This window comes from Reyranella humidisoli (genome assembly GCF_019039055.1).
GTDB classification, from domain to species: domain Bacteria; phylum Pseudomonadota; class Alphaproteobacteria; order Reyranellales; family Reyranellaceae; genus Reyranella; species Reyranella humidisoli.
In genome coordinates this window covers 1,250,583-1,267,809 of record NZ_JAHOPB010000001.1, presented here as the reverse complement: position 1 = coordinate 1,267,809, position 17,227 = coordinate 1,250,583, and the positions used below count along the sequence as shown (strand labels likewise).

The following is a 17,227-nucleotide window of genomic DNA, read 5'->3' as shown; positions in this document are numbered from 1 at the left end:
TCAGACCACCTCTCGCCCGTTGGGCCGCGAGACGCGGACATAGTGGCCGGGCTCGGCCTCGGTCCAGAAAAGCGGCGTCCCGCCGTCGTCGCGGAACGGCTCGGGCCAGACCGTCGGGTCCGACGCCTTGCCTTCCATCAGCGCGCCGAGATCCAGGCGGGAATCGGGATCGGGCATCGGCACCGCCGAGAGCAGGGCCTTGGTGTAGGGATGCATGGGATTGCGGAACAGCTCGCCCGCCGGCGCCAGTTCGACCAGCCGGCCGGCGCACATCACGGCGATGCGGTCGGCGATGTAGTCGACCACCGCAAGATTGTGGCTGATGAACAAATAGGTGAGGCCCAGCTGCTTCTGCAGGTCCTTCAGCAGGTTCAGGATCTGCGCCTGGATCGAGACGTCGAGCGCCGAGACCGGTTCATCGCAGATCACCATGTCGGGGCGCAGCGCGAGCGCGCGGGCGATGCCGATGCGCTGGCGCTGGCCACCGGAGAAGGAGTGCGGATAGCGGCTGAGATGGCGGCGGTCGAGGCCGACCATTTCCATCAGCTCGGCGACCATCTCGCGGCGATAGGCATCGTCGCCGATCTTATGGATGACCAGCGGCTCGACCAGGATGTCGTACACCGTCATGCGCGGGTTCAAGGAGCCGAATGGATCCTGGAAGATGAACTGCAGCTTGGTGCGGAAGCGGTTCAGCTCCTCGCCCTCGAGGCTCATCACGTCGATCTTGCGGCCCCAGTCGTCGAAGATCACCCGGCCGCCCTGGCCGGCGTCCGCCGATATGCCGCGCATCAGCATCTTGCTGAGCGTGGTCTTGCCGCAGCCCGATTCGCCGACGAGGCCCAGGCATTCGCCCCGCATGACGTCGAAGCTCACGTCGTTGACGGCGCGGATGGCGCGCGTCGTGCCGCTGCCCATCAGCTGTTCCATCAGCGTGTCGGCCTTGCGGATACGAAAAGTCTTGGTGACGTGACGCACCTTGAGCACCGGTGCGTCGGGATTGAAGGTCGCGGTCGGTGACGAGACCGGCTTCTCCTTCAACAGATGCCCTGTCGTACCCTTGATCTCGCGGATCGGCTGCAGGCGCTCGCCGGGCTTCATGTCGAAGCGCGGCACCGCGTGCAGCAGCGCGCGGAGATAGGGATGCTGAGGATCGCGGAAGATGTCGTGCAGGTCGCCCGATTCGACGACCTTGCCGCGATACATCACCACCACGTCGTCGGCGACGTTGGCGACCACCCCGAGATCGTGGGTGATCATCAGCAGCGCCATGCCCAGCTCGGACTGCAGGTCCTTCATGAGGCGCAGGATCTGGGCCTGGATGGTGACGTCGAGCGCGGTGGTCGGCTCGTCGGCGATCAGCAGCGCCGGCCGGCAGACCAGCGCCATCGCGATCATCGCGCGCTGGCGCAGGCCGCCCGACAGCTCGAACGGATAGGTGCGCAGTGCCCGCTTGGGATCGGGGAAGCCGACCATGCGCAGCATGTCGACCGTGAGCGCATCGATCTCGGCGCGGCTGAGCTTGCGCCCGTTCTTGCCGCCGAGCGGGCCGCCCGGCCGGGCGCCGTGCAGCTCGACCGCCTCGCCGATCTGGTCGCCCACCGTGTGCAGTGCCGACAGCGAGGTCATCGGCTCCTGGAAGATGATGGAAATCTGGCCGCCCCGGATGCGCCGCATGGCCGGGCCGGAGCGGTCGATCCGGGCGATGTCGACGACGCCTTCGTTGACGCGCGGATCCTGGAAGAGGATCGAGCCGGAAGCGATGGTGGCGGTGCGGGGCAGCAGGCCCATGATGGCCTGGCTGCACACCGACTTGCCGGAGCCCGATTCGCCGACCAGCGCCACCGTGCCGCCGGGCGGGATTGAGAAGGAGACCTTGTCGACGGCGCGCAGCACGCCTTCGTGCACACCGAACTCGACGGTCAGGTCCTCGACGCGCAGCAGATCCTTCATACGGTTTCTTCCTGACCCACGACCACGATGCCCATCGACCTCAGATTCGCCCGCGTCGCGTCGCTGAGCGGCGCGCCGGTGGCCTCGGCCGCCTGCGCCGCCCGCTCCACGATATCGTGAAAGCCCTCAAGGGCGGAATCGACCTTTATCAACCTGCCGCCTGTCGAGCCGACACTGAGCTGCATCCAGCCATCAGACCGGTCTCTCTTGGTCGAGAAATAACTGAGCTTCAGCCGGTCGAGACGGTTCCATTCCACCAGCGTGCCCCCCGGCCCGTCCGCGCAGAGCGTGTCCGGACTGAGCACGTAGCGCGTCCGGTGACGCAGCGCCGTACGGACGAGAAACAGCGCAAACAGCGCCAGGCCCGCCAGCAGGATGGCAGCCAGCCAGCGGTTCACGTCGAGCAGCAGCAGAGGCGCGCCGCACAGGGCGACGCCCGTCGCCGCACGCGTATAGTCTGCAACCAGCGTCTTCTGCGGATAGCGCAGATCGGCGGAATTCACCCGCGCCCTCCCTGACCCCTGACCTCAGCACCGAACAGCTCGCGCGCGCCGAGCACACGGACGTTCTCCAGTGTCTTTGTTATTTCCCACAACGACCTTAGGAAATCCCATGCCCCGGCGTCCATCGCAAGATGATGACTGAGCACGCCGACCGGTTCGCCGTCGCCCGCGCGTGCGCGCGAAAGCGATGCGACCAGTGCATCGACCACCGTCTCCTCGCCGGCGAACCGGCGGCCGCCCTTCCAGTCGATCAGGTCGACATGCGTGTTGACCTGCAACAGGCCGCGCACCGGATGGACGCGGGGACGCGGTCCGAAGGTCGAGAGGCCGCGATAGCCGATCTCCGGCAGGGTCGGCACGAGGACCGGCGCAATGCGGTTCCAGGGCGGGACCATGACGGCGAGCGCCTGCGATCCGAAGCGCTGCTCCAGCGCCATCCAGCCGGTACCCAATTCCCCAAGGGTGAGCATTGCCGGCCGCTGCAGGCCGATCTCGATCTTCTTTTCGGGCGCGACCGCATGGTTGGTGTGGGCATAGCCATGCTGCAGCACGTCGACACCCGCCTCGCCGGCGAGGCGGCTCGCCAGGGCCGACGTGGCCCTGGCCGGCACGACCGCGAGCGCGAGCGGCGTGGCGGTGTCACGCGCAATGGCGAGCAGCCTGTCGAGGGGCTCACCGACATCGACAGCATCGTCGTCACGCCACCAGAGCGTGGCCGTGCGGCCCGCCTCGCCCCAACGCGCGTCCTCGTCGGCAAGCGCCTGCCAACGGCTCATGGCGACACCATCTGTTTCAGCGCCGCGACCGTGGCGGCGGCGCCGCTGGCATCGACCGGCGGAAAGCTGCGGATCGATGGACCGGCCCACGCCCTGGCGATTGCCGCCGCGAGGCTCGCCGGCGTCAGAGCGTCGGGAGCGACGGCGGCGACCATGCCGCGCTCGACGAGCACCCTTGCACGGTCGGCCTGCTCGGTTTCGCGCGCCGTGCCGAACGGCACCAGCACGGCGCGATCGCCATGACAGAGCGTCTCGACCACGGTGTTGTAGCCCGCCTGTGAAATGGAAAGAGCTGCGTTGCGCAGCAACGACGGAAAATCCGAGCGCACCGGTTCGACGATGACGGTCTCTCCGGCCGAAGCGTGCAGCGCGGCGACGTCGTTATCCGGCATGTTCGGCCCGACCAGGAGGCGCCAGCGGCGATCGGCCAGTGGGGAGAGCGGTCGGGCGGCGATGGCCGCATGCAACAACGGCGCACCGACGGCGCCGCCGCCGGCCGACACGATCACCTCGCCCTTGCCCACGTCGGTCTTCGGCGGAAGTTCCGCGCCCGCATCGGCGACGTAGCCGGTATAGAGCGCGCGGTCCCGAATGTCGGGCCAGGCGGGAAAACTGTCGTCCATCCGCACCAGCGCAGGGTCGGCATGGACCAGCACGGCATCGAAGGCCTCGAAGGTCTGCACCATCTCGTCGACGCGCGCGGGCGAGGCGGTGCGGCGCAGTACGTCGCGGATCGACGAGACGATCCACGGCGCCGACGGCCGGTCCTGCGCCGCGTCGAGCAGCGGCATCAGCTCGAAGCGGAGCTGCGTGCGGCCGAACGGAAACTGCTCGGTCAGCAGGATGTCGGGCTGCTCGGCCTCGAACAGGTCGAGCAATTGCCGGATCCGCTTCGCCTTGAAGGCTTCGTCGACCGGCGTGCCGTCGAGCTGCGCCAGTTCCTTCAGCCGCGCATCGGCCGCGCGCAGCGGCGGCAACTGATGGAACCGCGCCCCGCCCAGCGCCAACCCGTCGACCGGCGCGCCGCCCGAGACCAGCAGCACGTCGAAACCACCGGCGGAGATCGCGCGCGCCAGGGCCGCGGCGCGGCGCAGATGGCCGATGCCGAGCAGGTGCTGCACATAGAAGAAGACACGCGCCGTCATGGCACGCCTTCGAGCGGCACGTTCAGTCGCTCGATTGCCACGCGCCCCTCATCCTGGGCGACGAAGAAGTGCGCGCATTTCCAGTCGAGCTTGTGCGGCGGCCGGCCCAGCATGTTCCAGTCGGTCGCCAGCGCCAGCAGCGCCCGGATCGCGGCCTTGTGCGATACGGCAACGACAGGCTCGGTCAGGGTCGAACTCCATTGCGACAGGCGCATCATCGCCATGCGGGGCGACTCGCCGCCCGGTGGGTGGAAGTCGAGCCCCGCCGCTTCCGCCGCCGCGAACCGTTCGCCGCCGGTCGCGCGCAGTTCCTTCACCGTAAAGCCTTCCCAGATGCCGAAGCTCATCTCGCGCAAGCGGGAGTCGAGAACGATCGGCGTCGGAGGCTGCACGAGCTCGGCGGTGCGGCGCGCACGCTGCAGCGGGCTGCTCACGCGCTTCCAGCCGGCGGCAGGCGCCGGCAGGCGCCAGTTCCGGGCTGCCGCTTCGCCCTCGGGGCTGAGACAGGTGTCGGTGAGGCCCTGCAGCCGGCCGTGGCCGTTCCAGACCGTGGGGGCATGACGCAGGAGGGCGAATGGTATCGCCCTCATCGCCGCAAGGTCGCCAGGGCGGCGGCAAGTGCCTGGGCGGCGGCCCGTTCGTCGTGCCGAGAGGCAACGCGCGCGGCCGCAGCGGCACCCAGACGCGCACGCTCGTCCGGTGAATCCAGCAGGCGCGATATGGCAGCCGCAAAGGAGGCTGCATCGCCGATCGGCGTCAGCAAGCCGCTCACGCCGTCGGCCACGACCGCGGGCACGCCGCCGGTGCGGCCGGCGACGACGGGCAGGCCGGTCGCCTGGGCTTCGAGAAAGGCCATGCCGTAGGCTTCGTTGATCGCAGGCCAAAGGTAAAGGTCCGCCGCCGCGTAAAGCGCCGGCAGTTCCGCATGCGGCACGGCACCGGCGAAGCGCACACGCGTGCCGAACGGCGCCATCAGCGCCTCGATTTCGGCGCGCGCCGGGCCGTCGCCCACCAGCAGCGCCCGCCACGCACGGTCCTTCAACAGGGCGAAGGCGCGCGCCAGCACGCGGTAGGACTCGAGCTTGTCACGCGTGCGCATCATGCCGACGCTCAGCAGCAAGGGCGGCTGTCCCGGATCGCGGCGCGAGGGAACACGGAACGGTGCGACGTCGATGAATGGCGGCAGCCAGAGCTGACGTGCACCGGGACGCAACCTCGCCTTGACGCCGGCCACGTCGCGCGGATTGACGGTCAGCACCAGATCCGCTGCCGCCAGTGCGCGTTCGACGGCGCGATGGCCGATCCGCGTCGGCCCCTGGGCACGCCGCGGCGCATGCGAGGCCTCGGCGATCACGTAGGGAATACCCAGCGCCTGCGACACGACGGGGCCCAGCCAGTCGGGCTTCCGGTAATAGCAATGGTAGGTGAACCAGAGATCGAAGCGCTCGGGATGATGGGCCGGCAATGCACGCCAACGATCGATCAGCCGTGCGGCCTGTGCCCTTGCCCGTCGCTCCAATCCGAGATGCGTGGCGACCGGCGGTGCGCCGGGAGCGACCCGGCTCGCTTCCGGCATCAGAACCTTGTGGCCGAGACGTTCGAGGAGTCGCACCAGTCCGCGCGCCATCTCGCGGTCGCCCGAAGGCAGAGGATTGTCGGGCGCCTTCAGCGGCGTGTGCAGCAGCACGCGCATGACTACTCCGCGGCGCGCGCGGTGACGGTGCCCTCGCTCCGCTTGCCCTGCAGCGCCGAGGCGATCCAGTCGACGCCGGCTTCGTAGGAAAAGCGCGTGCGCACGACTTCGCCGGCGCGTTGCGCCATAAGCTGCCGCAGGGCCGGATCGGCGATCATGCGGCCAAGCGCGAGGCCGAGTTCGCGCGGGGCGGCCGGTGGCACGAGCAGGCCCGTCCTGCCGTCCTCGACGAACTCGCCGATGGCCGCCGCCTGTGTCGATACCAGCGGCAGGCCCTGATGGGCAGCTTCCATCAGCACGTTGGGCAGGCCGTCCTGGTCGCCGTCGGCGGCCTTCTTGCTCGCCAGCACGAACAGGTCGGCGGCGGCCAGTGCCGCGAACACCGCCTTCTGCGGCTGGCCGCCGTGCCAGACGCAGCGATCGGCGATGCCGAGCGACGACGCTTGCGCCTTCAGCGTATCGGACAGGCTACCGGCGCCAATATGCTCGAAGCGCCAGTGCAGGTTGGCCGGCAGCGAGGCCAGCGCGTTCAGCAGATCGTCGTAGCCCTTCTTCTCGACCTTGCGCCCGACCGACAGGACCACGACCGGATCGCGGGGATCGGAGCCGTCGCGCGGCGGACGCGCGGGCGGGGGCGCCGGCAGATGGGCGAAGTCGAGCCCGTGATAGACGAGCCGCAGCTTCTCCGGATTCGGCGCCAGTTCCTTCAGCCGCTGCAGCCCGACGTTGGTGCAGGTCACCAGCCAGGCACAGTCGTCCAGCTTCTCGCGGACATCCCAGTCCTCGCTGGTCCAGATGTCCTTGGCATGCGCCGACACGCTCCACGGCAGGCCGCGCATCGCGGCGGCATAGCGCGTGACGGACGCCGGCGTATGGAGAAAATGGGCATAGAGCCGCTCGACCGTGGGCGGCAATTCGGCGGCCAGCACCAGCGCCTGGCCCCAGCGGCGGACACGGTTCGACGTGCGGTCGCGTTCCAGGTCGGCGTGGAATTTGGCACGCGCCGCGGCATAACCCGGCAGACGACGCGCCTTCAGCCAGGCGGCGAAGACGCGACCCGGCTCGTCCTTCAGATACTCCGGCAGGTAGGTGACCCGGCCGCGCACCCGATCGTGGACGGGATGGCGCGCCTTGTCGGTCGGCCGGCGCATCGACCAGAGTTCGAGCGCGATGCCGCGCGCCTCTAGTCCGGCGATCTCCTGCGCGATGAAAGTCTCAGAGAGACGCGGCCAGCCCTTGAGGATGACCGCGACTTTTGCCCCGACCGTTTGCGACATCGATGGCCGAAGATCAGGTCCGCGCGCGTCCCGGCACCGGGTCGGCGGAGGCGAGTTCGCCGCCTTGTACGGCGCTTTCGAGCGACGCAGGGCCCCGATGCGGATGGGAAAGCTGCTTGGACACGAGCCGCCAGACGTTGCCGAGGCCATCGAGCAGGCCTGGGACCACGACGTCGCTGGGCAAGCCCTGCTGCGGCAGGTGACGCAGGGCGGTCGCCATGGCCTGGGGCGCGCGGCCGCGGCCTGCGTCGAGCATTTCGATCAGACCGATGTTTCGGGCGGCGCGGGCGCGGATGAACTGCTCGAGGCGCGGCCGGGTGCGCGGCACGATGATCGCCCGTTTGTCGAACGACAGGATCTCGCAGAAGGTGTTGTAGCCGCCCATGGCGACGACACCGGCCGCCTTCTGCATCAGGGCGCCGAGATTGTTGGTGAAGGTGAGCGTGCGGATGTTCGGAAACTTCGCGGCGCGTTCCTTGAAGGCCTCGCGCGCAGTGGCCGACATGAACGGGCCGAACACGATGACGGCACCGTAGGGAATGTTCGGATCGGTCTCGTAGGCGGCCAGCACCCAGTCGACCAGTTCGTCGCCGTCGCCACCGCCGCCGGGCGTGACCAGGATGAAGGGACCGTCGATCTCCTCCATCTCGTGCGGCACGTCGCCGTGCAGCGGCAGTTCGCGTCGCAGATAGCCGGTGTAGACCATCTTGTGCCGAACCGACGGCGGCACGTCGATGCCGGTCAGCGGTTTGTTGATCTGCGGCAGGCCGTACACCCAGATCTCGTCGTAGAGATCACGCAACGCCGGCACGACGTTCTTGCGCTCCCATTCCTTGGCAAGCTGGGCGGGATCGTCCATCACGTCGCGCAGGCCGAGTACCAGCGGCGTGCCGCGGTCCTTCAGCAGCCGCAGCGCCGGGCCGACCTCGCCGCGCAGCCCGAGCGGCTCCTTGTCGACGATGAAGAGATCCGGCCGGTAGATGTCGGCGGTGTCGCGGATGATGCGGGTGCGCATCTCGAGCGTATGCTCGACGTTCATGCGCAGGTTCGCCGAATCGTACTCGCCGGTTTCGATCTTCACCACGCCGGGGATGCGCACGAAATCGACGCCCGAACGGAATTCGTAGGAGCCCACGACCGGCGAGCCGGACAGGATCAGCACCGAAACCGACTGGTCGGCTTCGACGATAGCATTGGCGATCGTGCGGCAGCGACTTACATGGCCGAGGCCGAACGAATCGTGGCTGTAGAGAAGCACACGCTTGGACCGGGTGCTGGCGGGCATTGGCCTCTCCCTCGCCGAAGCGGCTATTGCCCCGACCGGTGAACGACGGCGCGACTATGCCACAAGCCGGCGATGGCGCGAACCCCCGGTGCGACAACCGGGAAAATATCTAATGTAATCAAGGGACTGATCGCCTATAGGGAGAGTCGCGATCGCGGCGACGCAGGATTCATGGAACGCAGCCTCTTCTCCTACATCTGGCGGCACAGCCGGCCCGAACAGGTCGTGATCCTGCTGCTGGTGGTCCTGGCCCAGGTTTTCTACTTCATGTCGTTGACGGTGCCGAAATCCGTCATCAACAACGGCATCCAGGGCAACGCGTTCAAGGACAGCAAGACCATACCGTTCCTGGTCTGGGAACTCGACCTGAGCGCCATCCTCCCGGGCAAGGTCATCCGCTTCTTCGACGGCTTCCAGGTCGACCAGCTCCAGTACCTCGTGGTCATGAGCTTCGTCTTCCTGGGTGCAGTCGTTGTGAACGGCCTGTTCAAGAAGACGATCAACACCCAGAAGGGCCGTATGGGCGAGCGCATGCTGCGCCGCCTGCGTTACGAACTCTACGACCGCATCCTGCGCTTCCCGCCGGCCCACTTCCGCAAGGTCAAGCAGGCCGAACTGGCGACCATGGTGAAGGACGAGGTCGAGCCCCTGGGAGGCTTCATTGGCGACGCCTTCGTGCAGCCGATGTTCCTGGGCGGCCAGGCGCTGACGGCGATCATCTTCATCATGATGCAGAACTGGCTGCTCGGGATCATCGTGATCGTGCTGCTGGCGGTCCAGATGGCGATTATCCCGCGCCTTCGGAAGCCCGTGCTGGTGCTGGGCCGCCAGCGCCAGATCTCGGCTCGCCAGCTTGCCGGGCGCATCGCCGAGACCGCCGACGGCGTGCACGAGATCCACGTCCACGGCGCCGCCAACTACGAGCGCGCCGACATTTCCGAGCGGCTCGGCCGCATCTTCAAGATCCGCTTCGACCTCTACCAGAAGAAGTTCGTCGCCAAGTTCTGGAACAACATCCTGTCGCAGGCGACGCCGTTCGCGATCTACCTGGTGGGCGGCTACTTCGCGATCACTGGCCAGATGGACGTCGGTGCCGTGGTCGGCGTGCTGCTCGCCTACAAGGACCTGCCGTCGCCGATCAAGGAGCTGATCGACTGGGACCAGCAGCGCCAGGACGTGCAGATCAAGTACGAGCAGGTGATCGACCAGTTCCAGCCCGAAGGCATGATGCCGCCCGAGTTGCAGGCGATCCCCGATGGGCCGCCGCCGCCGCTCGGCAAGGAGCTGGCGCTGGTCGGCGTGGTGGTTTCCGAGGACGGCCGGGTCAAGCAGCTCGACAGCGTCTCGCTCACCCTGCCGACCACGAGCCGCGTGGCGGTGATCGGCGGCTCGGGCTCGGGCAAGGAAGTCCTGGGTTATGTGCTGGCGCGCCAGACGCTGCCCAGCAGCGGCTCGATCCGCATCGACGGCAAGGATTTCTTCCAGCTGCCGGAGTACGTCATCGGCTCGCGCCTGGCCTATGTCGGCCAGGACACCTACCTGTTCCCGCTGTCGGTCCGCGACAACCTGCTGTTCGGCCTCAAGATCCGGCCGGTACTGCCAGCCACCTACGACGAGGCGACCAGGGCGTTGCGCGAATCCTTCTGGAAGGAGTCGGAGCGGGCCGGGAATCCGGCATTCGATCCCAATGCCGACTGGGTCGACTACGAGCTGGCGGGCGCCACCGGCCCGGCCGACCTGCTGCCCTGCATGGTGCGGGTGCTGAAGCAGGTCGAGCTGGACGAGGACATCTACTCGCTGGGCCTGCGCGGCACGATCGACGCGGCGGCACGGCCCGACCTCGCCGGGAAGATCCTGAAGGCCCGTCATACGCTGCACGAACACCTGCAGGACGGCACCTATGCCGGCCTCGTCGAGCCGTTCAACGACGACCACTACAACAAGAACCTGTCGGTGGCCGAGAACCTGCTGTTCGGCACCGCGCTCGGCAAGCAGTTCGACGGCGACAACCTCGCGACCGATCCCTACGTGATGTCGGTGCTGAAGAAGACCGGGCTCGACCTCGACCTGCAGCGGATGGGCCTCAGCATCGCCGAGACCATGGTCGAACTCTTCTCGGGCCTGTCGCCCGACAATCCACTGTTCGAGCAGTACAGCTTCATCTCCGCGGACGAGTTGCCCAACGTCCGCCTGCTGCTGCAACGTCTCGGCGGCAAGGGCATTGAGGCGGTGCCCGAAGCGGACCGCATCCGGCTGATGACCCTGCCGTTCCGCTACATCGAGGCGCGCCATCGCCTCGGCCTGATCGACGCGGCGATGGAGGAGCGCATCCTCGGTGCCCGGCGTGCCTTTGCCGACGACCTGCCCGCCAACCTGCGGGACGCCGTCGAGTTCTACGATTTCGAACGGTACAACAGTGCCGCCACCCTGCAGGACAACATCCTGTTCGGCCGCCTGGTCTATGGGCAGGCACAGGCGGAGGCGCGCATCGGGACCCTGATCGCCCAGGTGTTCAACGAGCTTGGCCTCCGCGATTCGGTGATCGAGGTCGGCCTGGAATACAATGTGGGCGTCGGCGGCAAGCGACTGCCCTCGACGCAGCGCCAGAAGCTCGGCATCGCCCGGGCGATGATCAAGCGTCCCGAATTGATGGTGGTCAACGAGGCGGTCGCCATGTTCGACGGCCGCACCCAGGACCGCATCCGCGACAACGTCCTGGCCTGCGCGACCGAGAGCAATCGCGGTGTGGTCTGGATCGCCAACCGGCCCAACCAGGCCGAACCGTTTGAAACGATTGTCGTCATGCAGGGCGGCCGCGTGGTTGCCCAGGGATCGCCGTCGGAGCTGGCGGCTAAAGGCGGGCTCTACGCCGAGCTCATGGCATCGGCGTAAGCGCACCGAGGAGGACACGATGAACCTCAACGAAGAAGTAGAGCTGCTGAAGGGCGTGCCGATCTTCTCGAAGGTCGAGCAGGCGAGACTGAAACTTCTGGCCTTCACCAGCGAGAGGGTGAATTTCGCCGTCGGCCAGGAAGTCTGTCACCAGGGTGATCCGGGTGACACGATGTACGTCATCCTGGGCGGGACCGCCGACGTGCTGATCGATACGCCGAGCGGCCAGATCGCGGTGGCCGAGATGAAGCGCAACAGCTTCTTCGGCGAGATCGCCATCCTGTGCGACGTTCCACGCACCGCGACGATCAAGGCCAAGGAACCGCTCGCCACGCTCAAGATCACCAAGGACATGTTCTATCGCCTGGTCGCGGAATTCCCCGAGATGGCGATCGAGATCATGCGCGAGCTGGCCCACCGCCTGGAAGACACCAACCAGAAGCTGCGCGCCGCCACCAGGGCCGCCTGAGCGTTCGAAGAGTCATCGTATCGTCATGAGCCGTCTCGACAGTTTCATCGCGCGCATGCAGGCACAGCGCGATGCCTTGAATTTCCTCAAGCCCATGGTCGATGCCGTGCCCGGCCCGATCCTCGAAGTCGGACTGGGCAACGGCCGCACCTACGACCATCTCCGCGAGCTCTTTCCGGCTCGGGACATCTATGTGTTCGAGCGCAAGGTCGCCGCCCATCCCGATTGCATCCCGCCCGACGACCGGTTGTTCCTCGGCGATGCCGACCGGACGATCGACGAAGCAGCGCGAAAGCTCGGCGCAACGGCCGCGCTGATCCACACCGATCTCGGCACCGGCGACCACGAAGCGAACGTCGCGATGGGCAGGTGGCTGGGGCCGGCGCTCGACCGTCTGGCAGCCTCGGGCGGCTACGTGCTGGCGAACCAGTCGCTCGACGTCGCGCGCTGGCAGCGTCTGCCCGAGCCTCCGGGCGTGCCGAAGGACCGGTACTTTCTTTACCGCGTGCGTTAGCGGCCGAAGAGCTGGACCAGTGCCAGCAGCACGATGGCGCCGACGACGGAGCCGATGAACCCAGCTGGCTGGCCGGCGCGATAGAGGCCGAGCGCCTGACCGCCATAGGTGGCGATCACCGAGCCCGCGACGCCGATCAGAACGGTGACCCAGAAGCCCTGGATCATTCCGCCGGGACCAATCCAGCGGGCGAGAAGACCGACGACGAAGCCGATCAGGATGGTAAAGATTATCTGCAGCATGGCGGGCTCCCCCTAGACCTCGAACGTCGCCGACACCGGCACATGGTCCGATGCCTTCTCCCAGTCGCGCAAGTCCGCGTCGATGTGGTGGCTGCGGATCGCCCCGGCAAGAGCGGGGCTCGCCAGGATATGGTCGAGCCGGCGCCCGCGATTGGACACACGCCAGTCGTTGTTGCGGTAGCTCCACCATGAATAGAGCTTCTCGTTCTCGGGTACGAACTTGCGCGGCACGTCGATCCAGTCGAGCGACGCCTGGAGCTTGCCGAACAGCTCAACCTCAATGGGCGTGTGTGAGACGATCTTGAGGAGCTGCTTGTGGCTCCACACGTCGTGCTCCAGGGGCGCCACGTTGAGGTCGCCCACGGTGATGCGGCGCAGGCCCTTGCGGGCGCGCGGACCGGGTTTGCGCTCGGCATACCAGGCCGCCATCTCGCGGTAGAAATCCAGCTTGTGCGCGAACTTCACGTTGAGGTCGGGGTCGGGAATGTCGCCGCCGGCCGGGATGTAGAGATTGTCGAGCAGGATCGGATCGCCCCCGACGTCCAGGGCGACCTCGACATGCCGGCAATCCTCCTTGCCGCACCGGTGGTGGATGTTGCCGGCGGCAAACGGCACCCTGGAGAGGATCGCCACGCCGTTATAGGCCTTCATCCCCTGCACGAAGCGGTGGGTGTAGCCCATCCGTTCGAAGGCCTCGTGCGGGAAGAACTCGTCCGGGCACTTGGTCTCCTGAAGGCACAGCACGTCGGGCTTGCGCAACTTCACGAACCGTTCGACGTTTTCGATCCGCAGCCGGACCGAGTTTATGTTCCAGGTCGCAATGGTGAGACTCATCGCCGGGCACTATAGACGATCCGGAGACGATCTCGTCGGGAACATCTCGACCAAGGAGACCTGCCATGCAGATGGATGGCGACCAGAGCAACAACATTGAGGATCGCCGCGGCGAAGGCGGCGGGTTCGGCGGCGGGGGATTGGGCGGCGGCGGCTTTCCCATCCCGATGGGCGGCGGCGGGGGCGGGCTGTTCAAGGGCGGTTTCGGCCTGGTGGCCTTCGTCGTCATCGCCATGATCATGGGCGCCGATCCGGGCGCCATCCTGAGCGACATCGCGGGCGGCGGGGGCGGCACCTCGAGCTCCATGCCGGCGCCTCCCTCCTCCTCGGCCAGCCGCACGCCGGGCACGCAGGCGCCGGCCGGCGACGCCGAGAGCCAGTTCGTGTCGCGCGTGCTCAAGAGCACAGAGGATGTCTGGCAGGACATCTTCCGCGACATGGGCCGCCAGTATCGCGACCCCAAGCTGGTCCTGTTCCGCGACGCCACGCGCACCGAGTGCGGCGTCGGACAGGCGGCGATGGGCCCCTTCTATTGCCCGGCCGACCAGCGGGTCTATCTCGACCTCGGGTTCTTCGACGAGCTGGCGCGCCGCTTCCGCGTGCCCGGCCAGTTTCCGCAGGCCTATGTCATCGCGCACGAAGTCGGCCATCACGTGCAGAACCTGCTCGGCATCTCGAGCAAGGTTCAGCAGATGCGCCAGAGCATGAGCAAGCGTGACAGCAACGCGCTGTCGGTGCGCACCGAGCTCCAGGCCGACTGCTTCGCCGGCGTCTGGGCCAATCGCGCCGACAAGCAGCGCGGCGGCAAGATGATCGACGACAAGGACGTGGACCAGGCTCTGGCCGCCGCCAGCGCGATCGGCGACGACGCGCTACAGAAGCAGAGCCAGGGCCGCGTCGTGCCCGACAGCTTCACCCACGGCACCAGTGCGCAGCGCGCGCGCTGGTTCCGCAAGGGTCTGGAGACGGGTGATCCCCGCCAGTGCGATACGTTCAGGGCCCAACAACTCTAGCTTCGCTAGAGTTGTGGCGGGCGGCAGCGCTTTCACAAGCGCGAGAGCCCGCACCGTGCAGAACGGATAAGAACGCGCGCCCCAGCGCTACACCAGCACGCACGTCACCGTGCCGCAGCCGTCGACAAAGCCGGACAGCGTGTCGCCCTTCACCACCGCGGCCACGCCATCGGGCGTGCCGGTGTAGATCAGGTCGCCGGCGGCGAGTTCGACGAGGCCGGACAGGTAGGAAATCGTCTCGGGCACGCTCCAGATGAGCGCATTGAGGTCCGACTTCTGGCGGGTCTTGCCGTTCACATCGAGCTGGATGGTGCCCTTGGCGGGATGGCCGATCTTGGCCGCCGGATAGATCTCGCCGATCGGGGCGGACTGGTCGAAGCCCTTGCCCATGTCCCACGGGCGGCCCATGTCCTTGGCCTGGTTCTGCAGGTCGCGGCGAGTCATGTCGAGGCCGACGCCGTAGCCGTAGACATGCTCCAGCGCCTTCTCGACCGGGATGTCGGCGCCGCCCGACTTCATCGCCACGACCAGCTCCATCTCGTGATGCAGGTTCTTGGTGGCGGGCGGGTAAGCCACCTTGGTCGGGTTCTTCGGGTCGGCGCAGATCACGATCGCGTCGGCCGGCTTGGTGAAGAAGAAGGGTGGCTCGCGGTCGGGATCGTGTCCCATCTCGCGGGCATGGGCGGCGTAGTTGCGGCCGACACAGAAGATGCGGCGCACCGGGAACAGATCGCCGGTTCCGTGGACCGGCACGCCGACGGTGGCCGGCGGCGTAACGACATAAGCCATCGCTTTCTCCCTCAAGAGCGTGCCTTTATGAAGGGCACCGGAGTACTGGGCAATGACCGACGAGAATGTGCTGATCGTACAGGCCGATTCGGCTGACGCTTCCCTGGGATGGGCCACTCTGGGCGAGCGGCGCTGGCGTTGCACCGTGGGTGCAGGCGGCATCCGCGAGGACAAGGTCGAGGGCGATTCCGCCACCCCGGTCGGCGAATTTCCGCTGCGCCGGATCTATTACCGCAACGACCTGGTGGTCCTGCCGAAAGTCGCCCTGCCGGCGCGGCCGATCGGCGAGCATGACGGCTGGTGCGACGACCCGCGTTCGCCGACCTACAACCGGCTGGTCAATATCCCCAACGAGTGGAGCGCCGAGAAGATGTGGCGCGAGGACGGGCTCTACGATCTCGTCGTCGTGGTGGGCTACAACGACGATCCGCCCGAGGGCGAATGGGGCAGCGCCATCTTCCTCCACATCGCGCGCGACGATTACGCCGGCACGCAAGGCTGCGTCGCCTTCTCCCGTGACGATCTTCTGGAGCTGCTGCCGCTCCTCACCCGCGACACCCGCCTGCGCGTCCTCTCACACGCCGCCAACGAGGAGGCCGCGCCGCGCCCGGAGGAAGATGAGCGCATGAAGCAGTTCGAGGATTTCGACGACAAGGATTGGTGAGCTCTTCCGCCTCTCCCCCTGGCGGGAGAGAGGAATATGAATCAGCCGACCATCCGCCCGATCGCACGCGCGGTGTAATCGACCAGCGGGATGATGCGCGCATAGTTGAGGCGCGTCGGGCCGATCACGCCGATGGCGCCGAGGATGCGCTCCTGAGAATCGCGGAACGGCGCCACCACCATCGAGCAACCGGTGTTGGCAAACAGCGGATTGTCGGCACCGATGAAGATCTGCACGCCCGACGCGGTGTTGGCGAGTTCGAGCAGGCGCACGAAGCTCTCGCCGCGCTCCAGCGCATCGAACAGGATGCGCACGCGCTCCAGATCCTCGATCGCCGTGATGTCCTCGAGCAGTCGCGCCTGGCCGCGCACGATCAGCGCACCGCCGCCCGGCTCGCCGGACCATGTCGCGAGACCGGACTCGATCACGCGCGCGGTCAGATCGTTCAACTCGGCCCGCTTCAGCTTGATGTCCTCGAGGATGAGCCGCCGCGCCTCGTCGAAGGTGCGGCCGCTCAGGCGCGCGTTGAGATAGTTGCTGGCCTCGGTCAGGGCCGAGGGCGGCATGCCGAGCGGCGTGTCGATCACGCGATTCTCGACATGGCCCGATTGCGTCACCGTGACGACCAGCGCGCGACCGGGGCCCAGGTTGACGAACTCGATATGCTTCAGCGGCTGCTCGGTCTTCGGCGCCATCACGAGGCCGGCGCAGCGCGACAGGCCCGACAGCATCGTGGTCGCCTGCTCCAGCGCCTCGGTGACGCTGCGGCCCGACGGGGCGCAGCGCGCCTCGATCGATTCGCGCTCTTCCTCCGAGACGTTGCCGACCTCGAGCAGGCCGTTCACGAACAGCTTCAACCCGGCATCGGTCGGCAGGCGGCCAGCCGAGGTATGCGGCGCGTAGAGCAGCCCGGCATCCTGAAGGTCGGCCATGATGTTGCGGATGGTCGCCGGCGACAGCGTCTCGGTGAGTTTGCGGGTGAGCGCGCGGGAGCCCACCGGCTCGCCGGTCTCGACATAGGCTTCCACGACATGGCGCAGCACCTCGCGCGCACGCTCGTTCAGCTCCGCCACGGAGGCGGCGCGTTGTCCTGTCGGGGAATCGGCAAGGGCGCCCCCGGGAATGCCGATGCGGTGGATCGCCATGGAAAAAATGTAGGTAGTGCAGACAGCAGGGTC

General features: G+C 67.3%; 17 protein-coding genes. 5 read left to right on the top strand and 12 right to left on the bottom strand.

What is annotated here, in order from left to right; genetic code table 11:
* Genes KQ910_RS06150 through KQ910_RS06115 form a run of 8 tightly spaced genes read right to left on the bottom strand, consistent with a single transcriptional unit; the run spans nt 1 to nt 8,632 of the window.
* A complete protein-coding gene (locus KQ910_RS06150) occupies nt 1-1,953 on the bottom strand; it encodes an ABC transporter ATP-binding protein (protein WP_216957586.1) in 1,953 nt (650 codons plus the stop codon).
* Nucleotides 1,950-2,456, bottom strand: a complete 507-nt coding sequence (locus KQ910_RS06145) for a hypothetical protein (protein ID WP_216957585.1) — start codon at nt 2,454-2,456, stop codon at nt 1,950-1,952. The genes KQ910_RS06150 and KQ910_RS06145 overlap by 4 nt, the downstream gene beginning before the upstream one ends.
* A complete protein-coding gene (locus tag KQ910_RS06140) occupies nt 2,453-3,232 on the bottom strand; it encodes a polysaccharide deacetylase family protein (protein ID WP_216957584.1) in 780 nt (259 codons plus the stop codon). The genes KQ910_RS06145 and KQ910_RS06140 overlap by 4 nt, the downstream gene beginning before the upstream one ends.
* The gene (locus KQ910_RS06135) at nt 3,229-4,377 is read right to left on the bottom strand and encodes a glycosyltransferase family protein (protein ID WP_216957583.1); all 1,149 of its coding nucleotides are present in this window, start codon (nt 4,375-4,377) and stop codon (nt 3,229-3,231) included. The genes KQ910_RS06140 and KQ910_RS06135 overlap by 4 nt, the downstream gene beginning before the upstream one ends.
* Nucleotides 4,374-4,967 (bottom strand): histidine phosphatase family protein, encoded by a 594-nt coding sequence (locus tag KQ910_RS06130; RefSeq protein WP_216957582.1) that lies wholly within the window; start codon nt 4,965-4,967, stop codon nt 4,374-4,376. The genes KQ910_RS06135 and KQ910_RS06130 overlap by 4 nt, the downstream gene beginning before the upstream one ends.
* Nucleotides 4,964-6,070 (bottom strand): glycosyltransferase family 4 protein, encoded by a 1,107-nt coding sequence (locus KQ910_RS06125; protein WP_216957581.1) that lies wholly within the window; start codon nt 6,068-6,070, stop codon nt 4,964-4,966. The genes KQ910_RS06130 and KQ910_RS06125 overlap by 4 nt, the downstream gene beginning before the upstream one ends.
* Before the next feature lie 2 nt (nt 6,071-6,072).
* Nucleotides 6,073-7,347, bottom strand: a complete 1,275-nt coding sequence (locus KQ910_RS06120; RefSeq protein ID WP_216957580.1) for a glycosyltransferase family 4 protein — start codon at nt 7,345-7,347, stop codon at nt 6,073-6,075.
* Nucleotides 7,348-7,360: 13 nt separating this feature from the next.
* The gene (locus tag KQ910_RS06115; protein ID WP_216957579.1) at nt 7,361-8,632 is read right to left on the bottom strand and encodes a glycosyltransferase family protein; all 1,272 of its coding nucleotides are present in this window, start codon (nt 8,630-8,632) and stop codon (nt 7,361-7,363) included.
* Nucleotides 8,633-8,803: 171 nt separating this feature from the next.
* Between KQ910_RS06115 and KQ910_RS06110 the strand changes: the two genes are divergently transcribed.
* The 3 genes from KQ910_RS06110 to KQ910_RS06100 are packed head-to-tail and all read left to right on the top strand — an operon-like array spanning nt 8,804 to nt 12,507.
* Complete coding sequence (locus KQ910_RS06110) at nt 8,804-11,524, top strand: ABC transporter ATP-binding protein (RefSeq protein WP_216957578.1); 2,721 nt, start codon at nt 8,804-8,806, stop codon at nt 11,522-11,524.
* Between the two features lie 19 nt (nt 11,525-11,543).
* Nucleotides 11,544-11,993, top strand: coding sequence for a cyclic nucleotide-binding domain-containing protein (locus tag KQ910_RS06105; protein WP_068200279.1), 450 nt, complete (start codon nt 11,544-11,546; stop codon nt 11,991-11,993).
* A gap of 25 nt (nt 11,994-12,018) precedes the next feature.
* Nucleotides 12,019-12,507, top strand: coding sequence for a class I SAM-dependent methyltransferase (locus tag KQ910_RS06100; RefSeq protein ID WP_216957577.1), 489 nt, complete (start codon nt 12,019-12,021; stop codon nt 12,505-12,507).
* On the opposite strand, the gene KQ910_RS06095 is transcribed toward KQ910_RS06100, so the two are convergent.
* Nucleotides 12,504-12,749, bottom strand: coding sequence for a GlsB/YeaQ/YmgE family stress response membrane protein (locus KQ910_RS06095; protein WP_216957576.1), 246 nt, complete (start codon nt 12,747-12,749; stop codon nt 12,504-12,506). The two genes, KQ910_RS06100 and KQ910_RS06095, sit on opposite strands and share 4 nt — an antisense overlap.
* Nucleotides 12,750-12,761: 12 nt before the next feature.
* Complete coding sequence (locus KQ910_RS06090) at nt 12,762-13,583, bottom strand: exodeoxyribonuclease III (protein WP_216957575.1); 822 nt, start codon at nt 13,581-13,583, stop codon at nt 12,762-12,764.
* Between the two features lie 65 nt (nt 13,584-13,648).
* Between KQ910_RS06090 and ypfJ the strand changes: the two genes are divergently transcribed.
* Complete coding sequence (gene ypfJ / locus KQ910_RS06085; RefSeq protein ID WP_216957574.1) at nt 13,649-14,596, top strand: KPN_02809 family neutral zinc metallopeptidase; 948 nt, start codon at nt 13,649-13,651, stop codon at nt 14,594-14,596.
* Between the two features lie 87 nt (nt 14,597-14,683).
* Here ypfJ and KQ910_RS06080 read toward each other — a convergent pair whose 3' ends face one another.
* Complete coding sequence (locus KQ910_RS06080) at nt 14,684-15,385, bottom strand: fumarylacetoacetate hydrolase family protein (RefSeq protein ID WP_216957573.1); 702 nt, start codon at nt 15,383-15,385, stop codon at nt 14,684-14,686.
* Nucleotides 15,386-15,437: 52 nt separating this feature from the next.
* Here KQ910_RS06080 and KQ910_RS06075 point away from each other — a divergent pair, with 52 nt between their 5' ends.
* The gene (locus KQ910_RS06075) at nt 15,438-16,049 is read left to right on the top strand and encodes a L,D-transpeptidase family protein (protein WP_216957572.1); all 612 of its coding nucleotides are present in this window, start codon (nt 15,438-15,440) and stop codon (nt 16,047-16,049) included.
* Between the two features lie 41 nt (nt 16,050-16,090).
* On the opposite strand, the gene hrcA is transcribed toward KQ910_RS06075, so the two are convergent.
* Nucleotides 16,091-17,194 carry a heat-inducible transcriptional repressor HrcA gene (gene hrcA / locus KQ910_RS06070; protein ID WP_216957571.1) on the bottom strand — a complete coding sequence of 368 codons (1,104 nt, stop codon included), beginning with the start codon at nt 17,192-17,194 and terminating at the stop codon, nt 16,091-16,093.
* Between the last annotated feature and the right edge of the window lie 33 nt (nt 17,195-17,227).

What these genes read in the sequence shown, in the direction of transcription:
- KQ910_RS06150 (WP_216957586.1), bottom strand. Translation starts at nt 1,953, where the DNA reads ATGAAGGATCTGCTGCGCGTCGAGGACCTGACCGTCGAGTTCGGTGTG.
- KQ910_RS06140 (WP_216957584.1), bottom strand. Translation starts at nt 3,232, where the DNA reads ATGAGCCGTTGGCAGGCGCTTGCCGACGAGGACGCGCGTTGGGGCGAG.
- KQ910_RS06135 (WP_216957583.1), bottom strand. Translation starts at nt 4,377, where the DNA reads ATGACGGCGCGTGTCTTCTTCTATGTGCAGCACCTGCTCGGCATCGGC.
- KQ910_RS06130 (WP_216957582.1), bottom strand. Translation starts at nt 4,967, where the DNA reads ATGAGGGCGATACCATTCGCCCTCCTGCGTCATGCCCCCACGGTCTGG.
- KQ910_RS06125 (WP_216957581.1), bottom strand. Translation starts at nt 6,070, where the DNA reads ATGCGCGTGCTGCTGCACACGCCGCTGAAGGCGCCCGACAATCCTCTG.
- KQ910_RS06120 (WP_216957580.1), bottom strand. Translation starts at nt 7,347, where the DNA reads ATGTCGCAAACGGTCGGGGCAAAAGTCGCGGTCATCCTCAAGGGCTGG.
- KQ910_RS06115 (WP_216957579.1), bottom strand. Translation starts at nt 8,632, where the DNA reads ATGCCCGCCAGCACCCGGTCCAAGCGTGTGCTTCTCTACAGCCACGAT.
- KQ910_RS06110 (WP_216957578.1), top strand. Translation starts at nt 8,804, where the DNA reads ATGGAACGCAGCCTCTTCTCCTACATCTGGCGGCACAGCCGGCCCGAA.
- KQ910_RS06105 (WP_068200279.1), top strand. Translation starts at nt 11,544, where the DNA reads ATGAACCTCAACGAAGAAGTAGAGCTGCTGAAGGGCGTGCCGATCTTC.
- KQ910_RS06100 (WP_216957577.1), top strand. Translation starts at nt 12,019, where the DNA reads ATGAGCCGTCTCGACAGTTTCATCGCGCGCATGCAGGCACAGCGCGAT.
- KQ910_RS06095 (WP_216957576.1), bottom strand. Translation starts at nt 12,749, where the DNA reads ATGCTGCAGATAATCTTTACCATCCTGATCGGCTTCGTCGTCGGTCTT.
- KQ910_RS06090 (WP_216957575.1), bottom strand. Translation starts at nt 13,583, where the DNA reads ATGAGTCTCACCATTGCGACCTGGAACATAAACTCGGTCCGGCTGCGG.
- ypfJ (WP_216957574.1), top strand. Translation starts at nt 13,649, where the DNA reads ATGCAGATGGATGGCGACCAGAGCAACAACATTGAGGATCGCCGCGGC.
- KQ910_RS06080 (WP_216957573.1), bottom strand. Translation starts at nt 15,385, where the DNA reads ATGGCTTATGTCGTTACGCCGCCGGCCACCGTCGGCGTGCCGGTCCAC.
- KQ910_RS06075 (WP_216957572.1), top strand. Translation starts at nt 15,438, where the DNA reads ATGACCGACGAGAATGTGCTGATCGTACAGGCCGATTCGGCTGACGCT.
- hrcA (WP_216957571.1), bottom strand. Translation starts at nt 17,194, where the DNA reads ATGGCGATCCACCGCATCGGCATTCCCGGGGGCGCCCTTGCCGATTCC.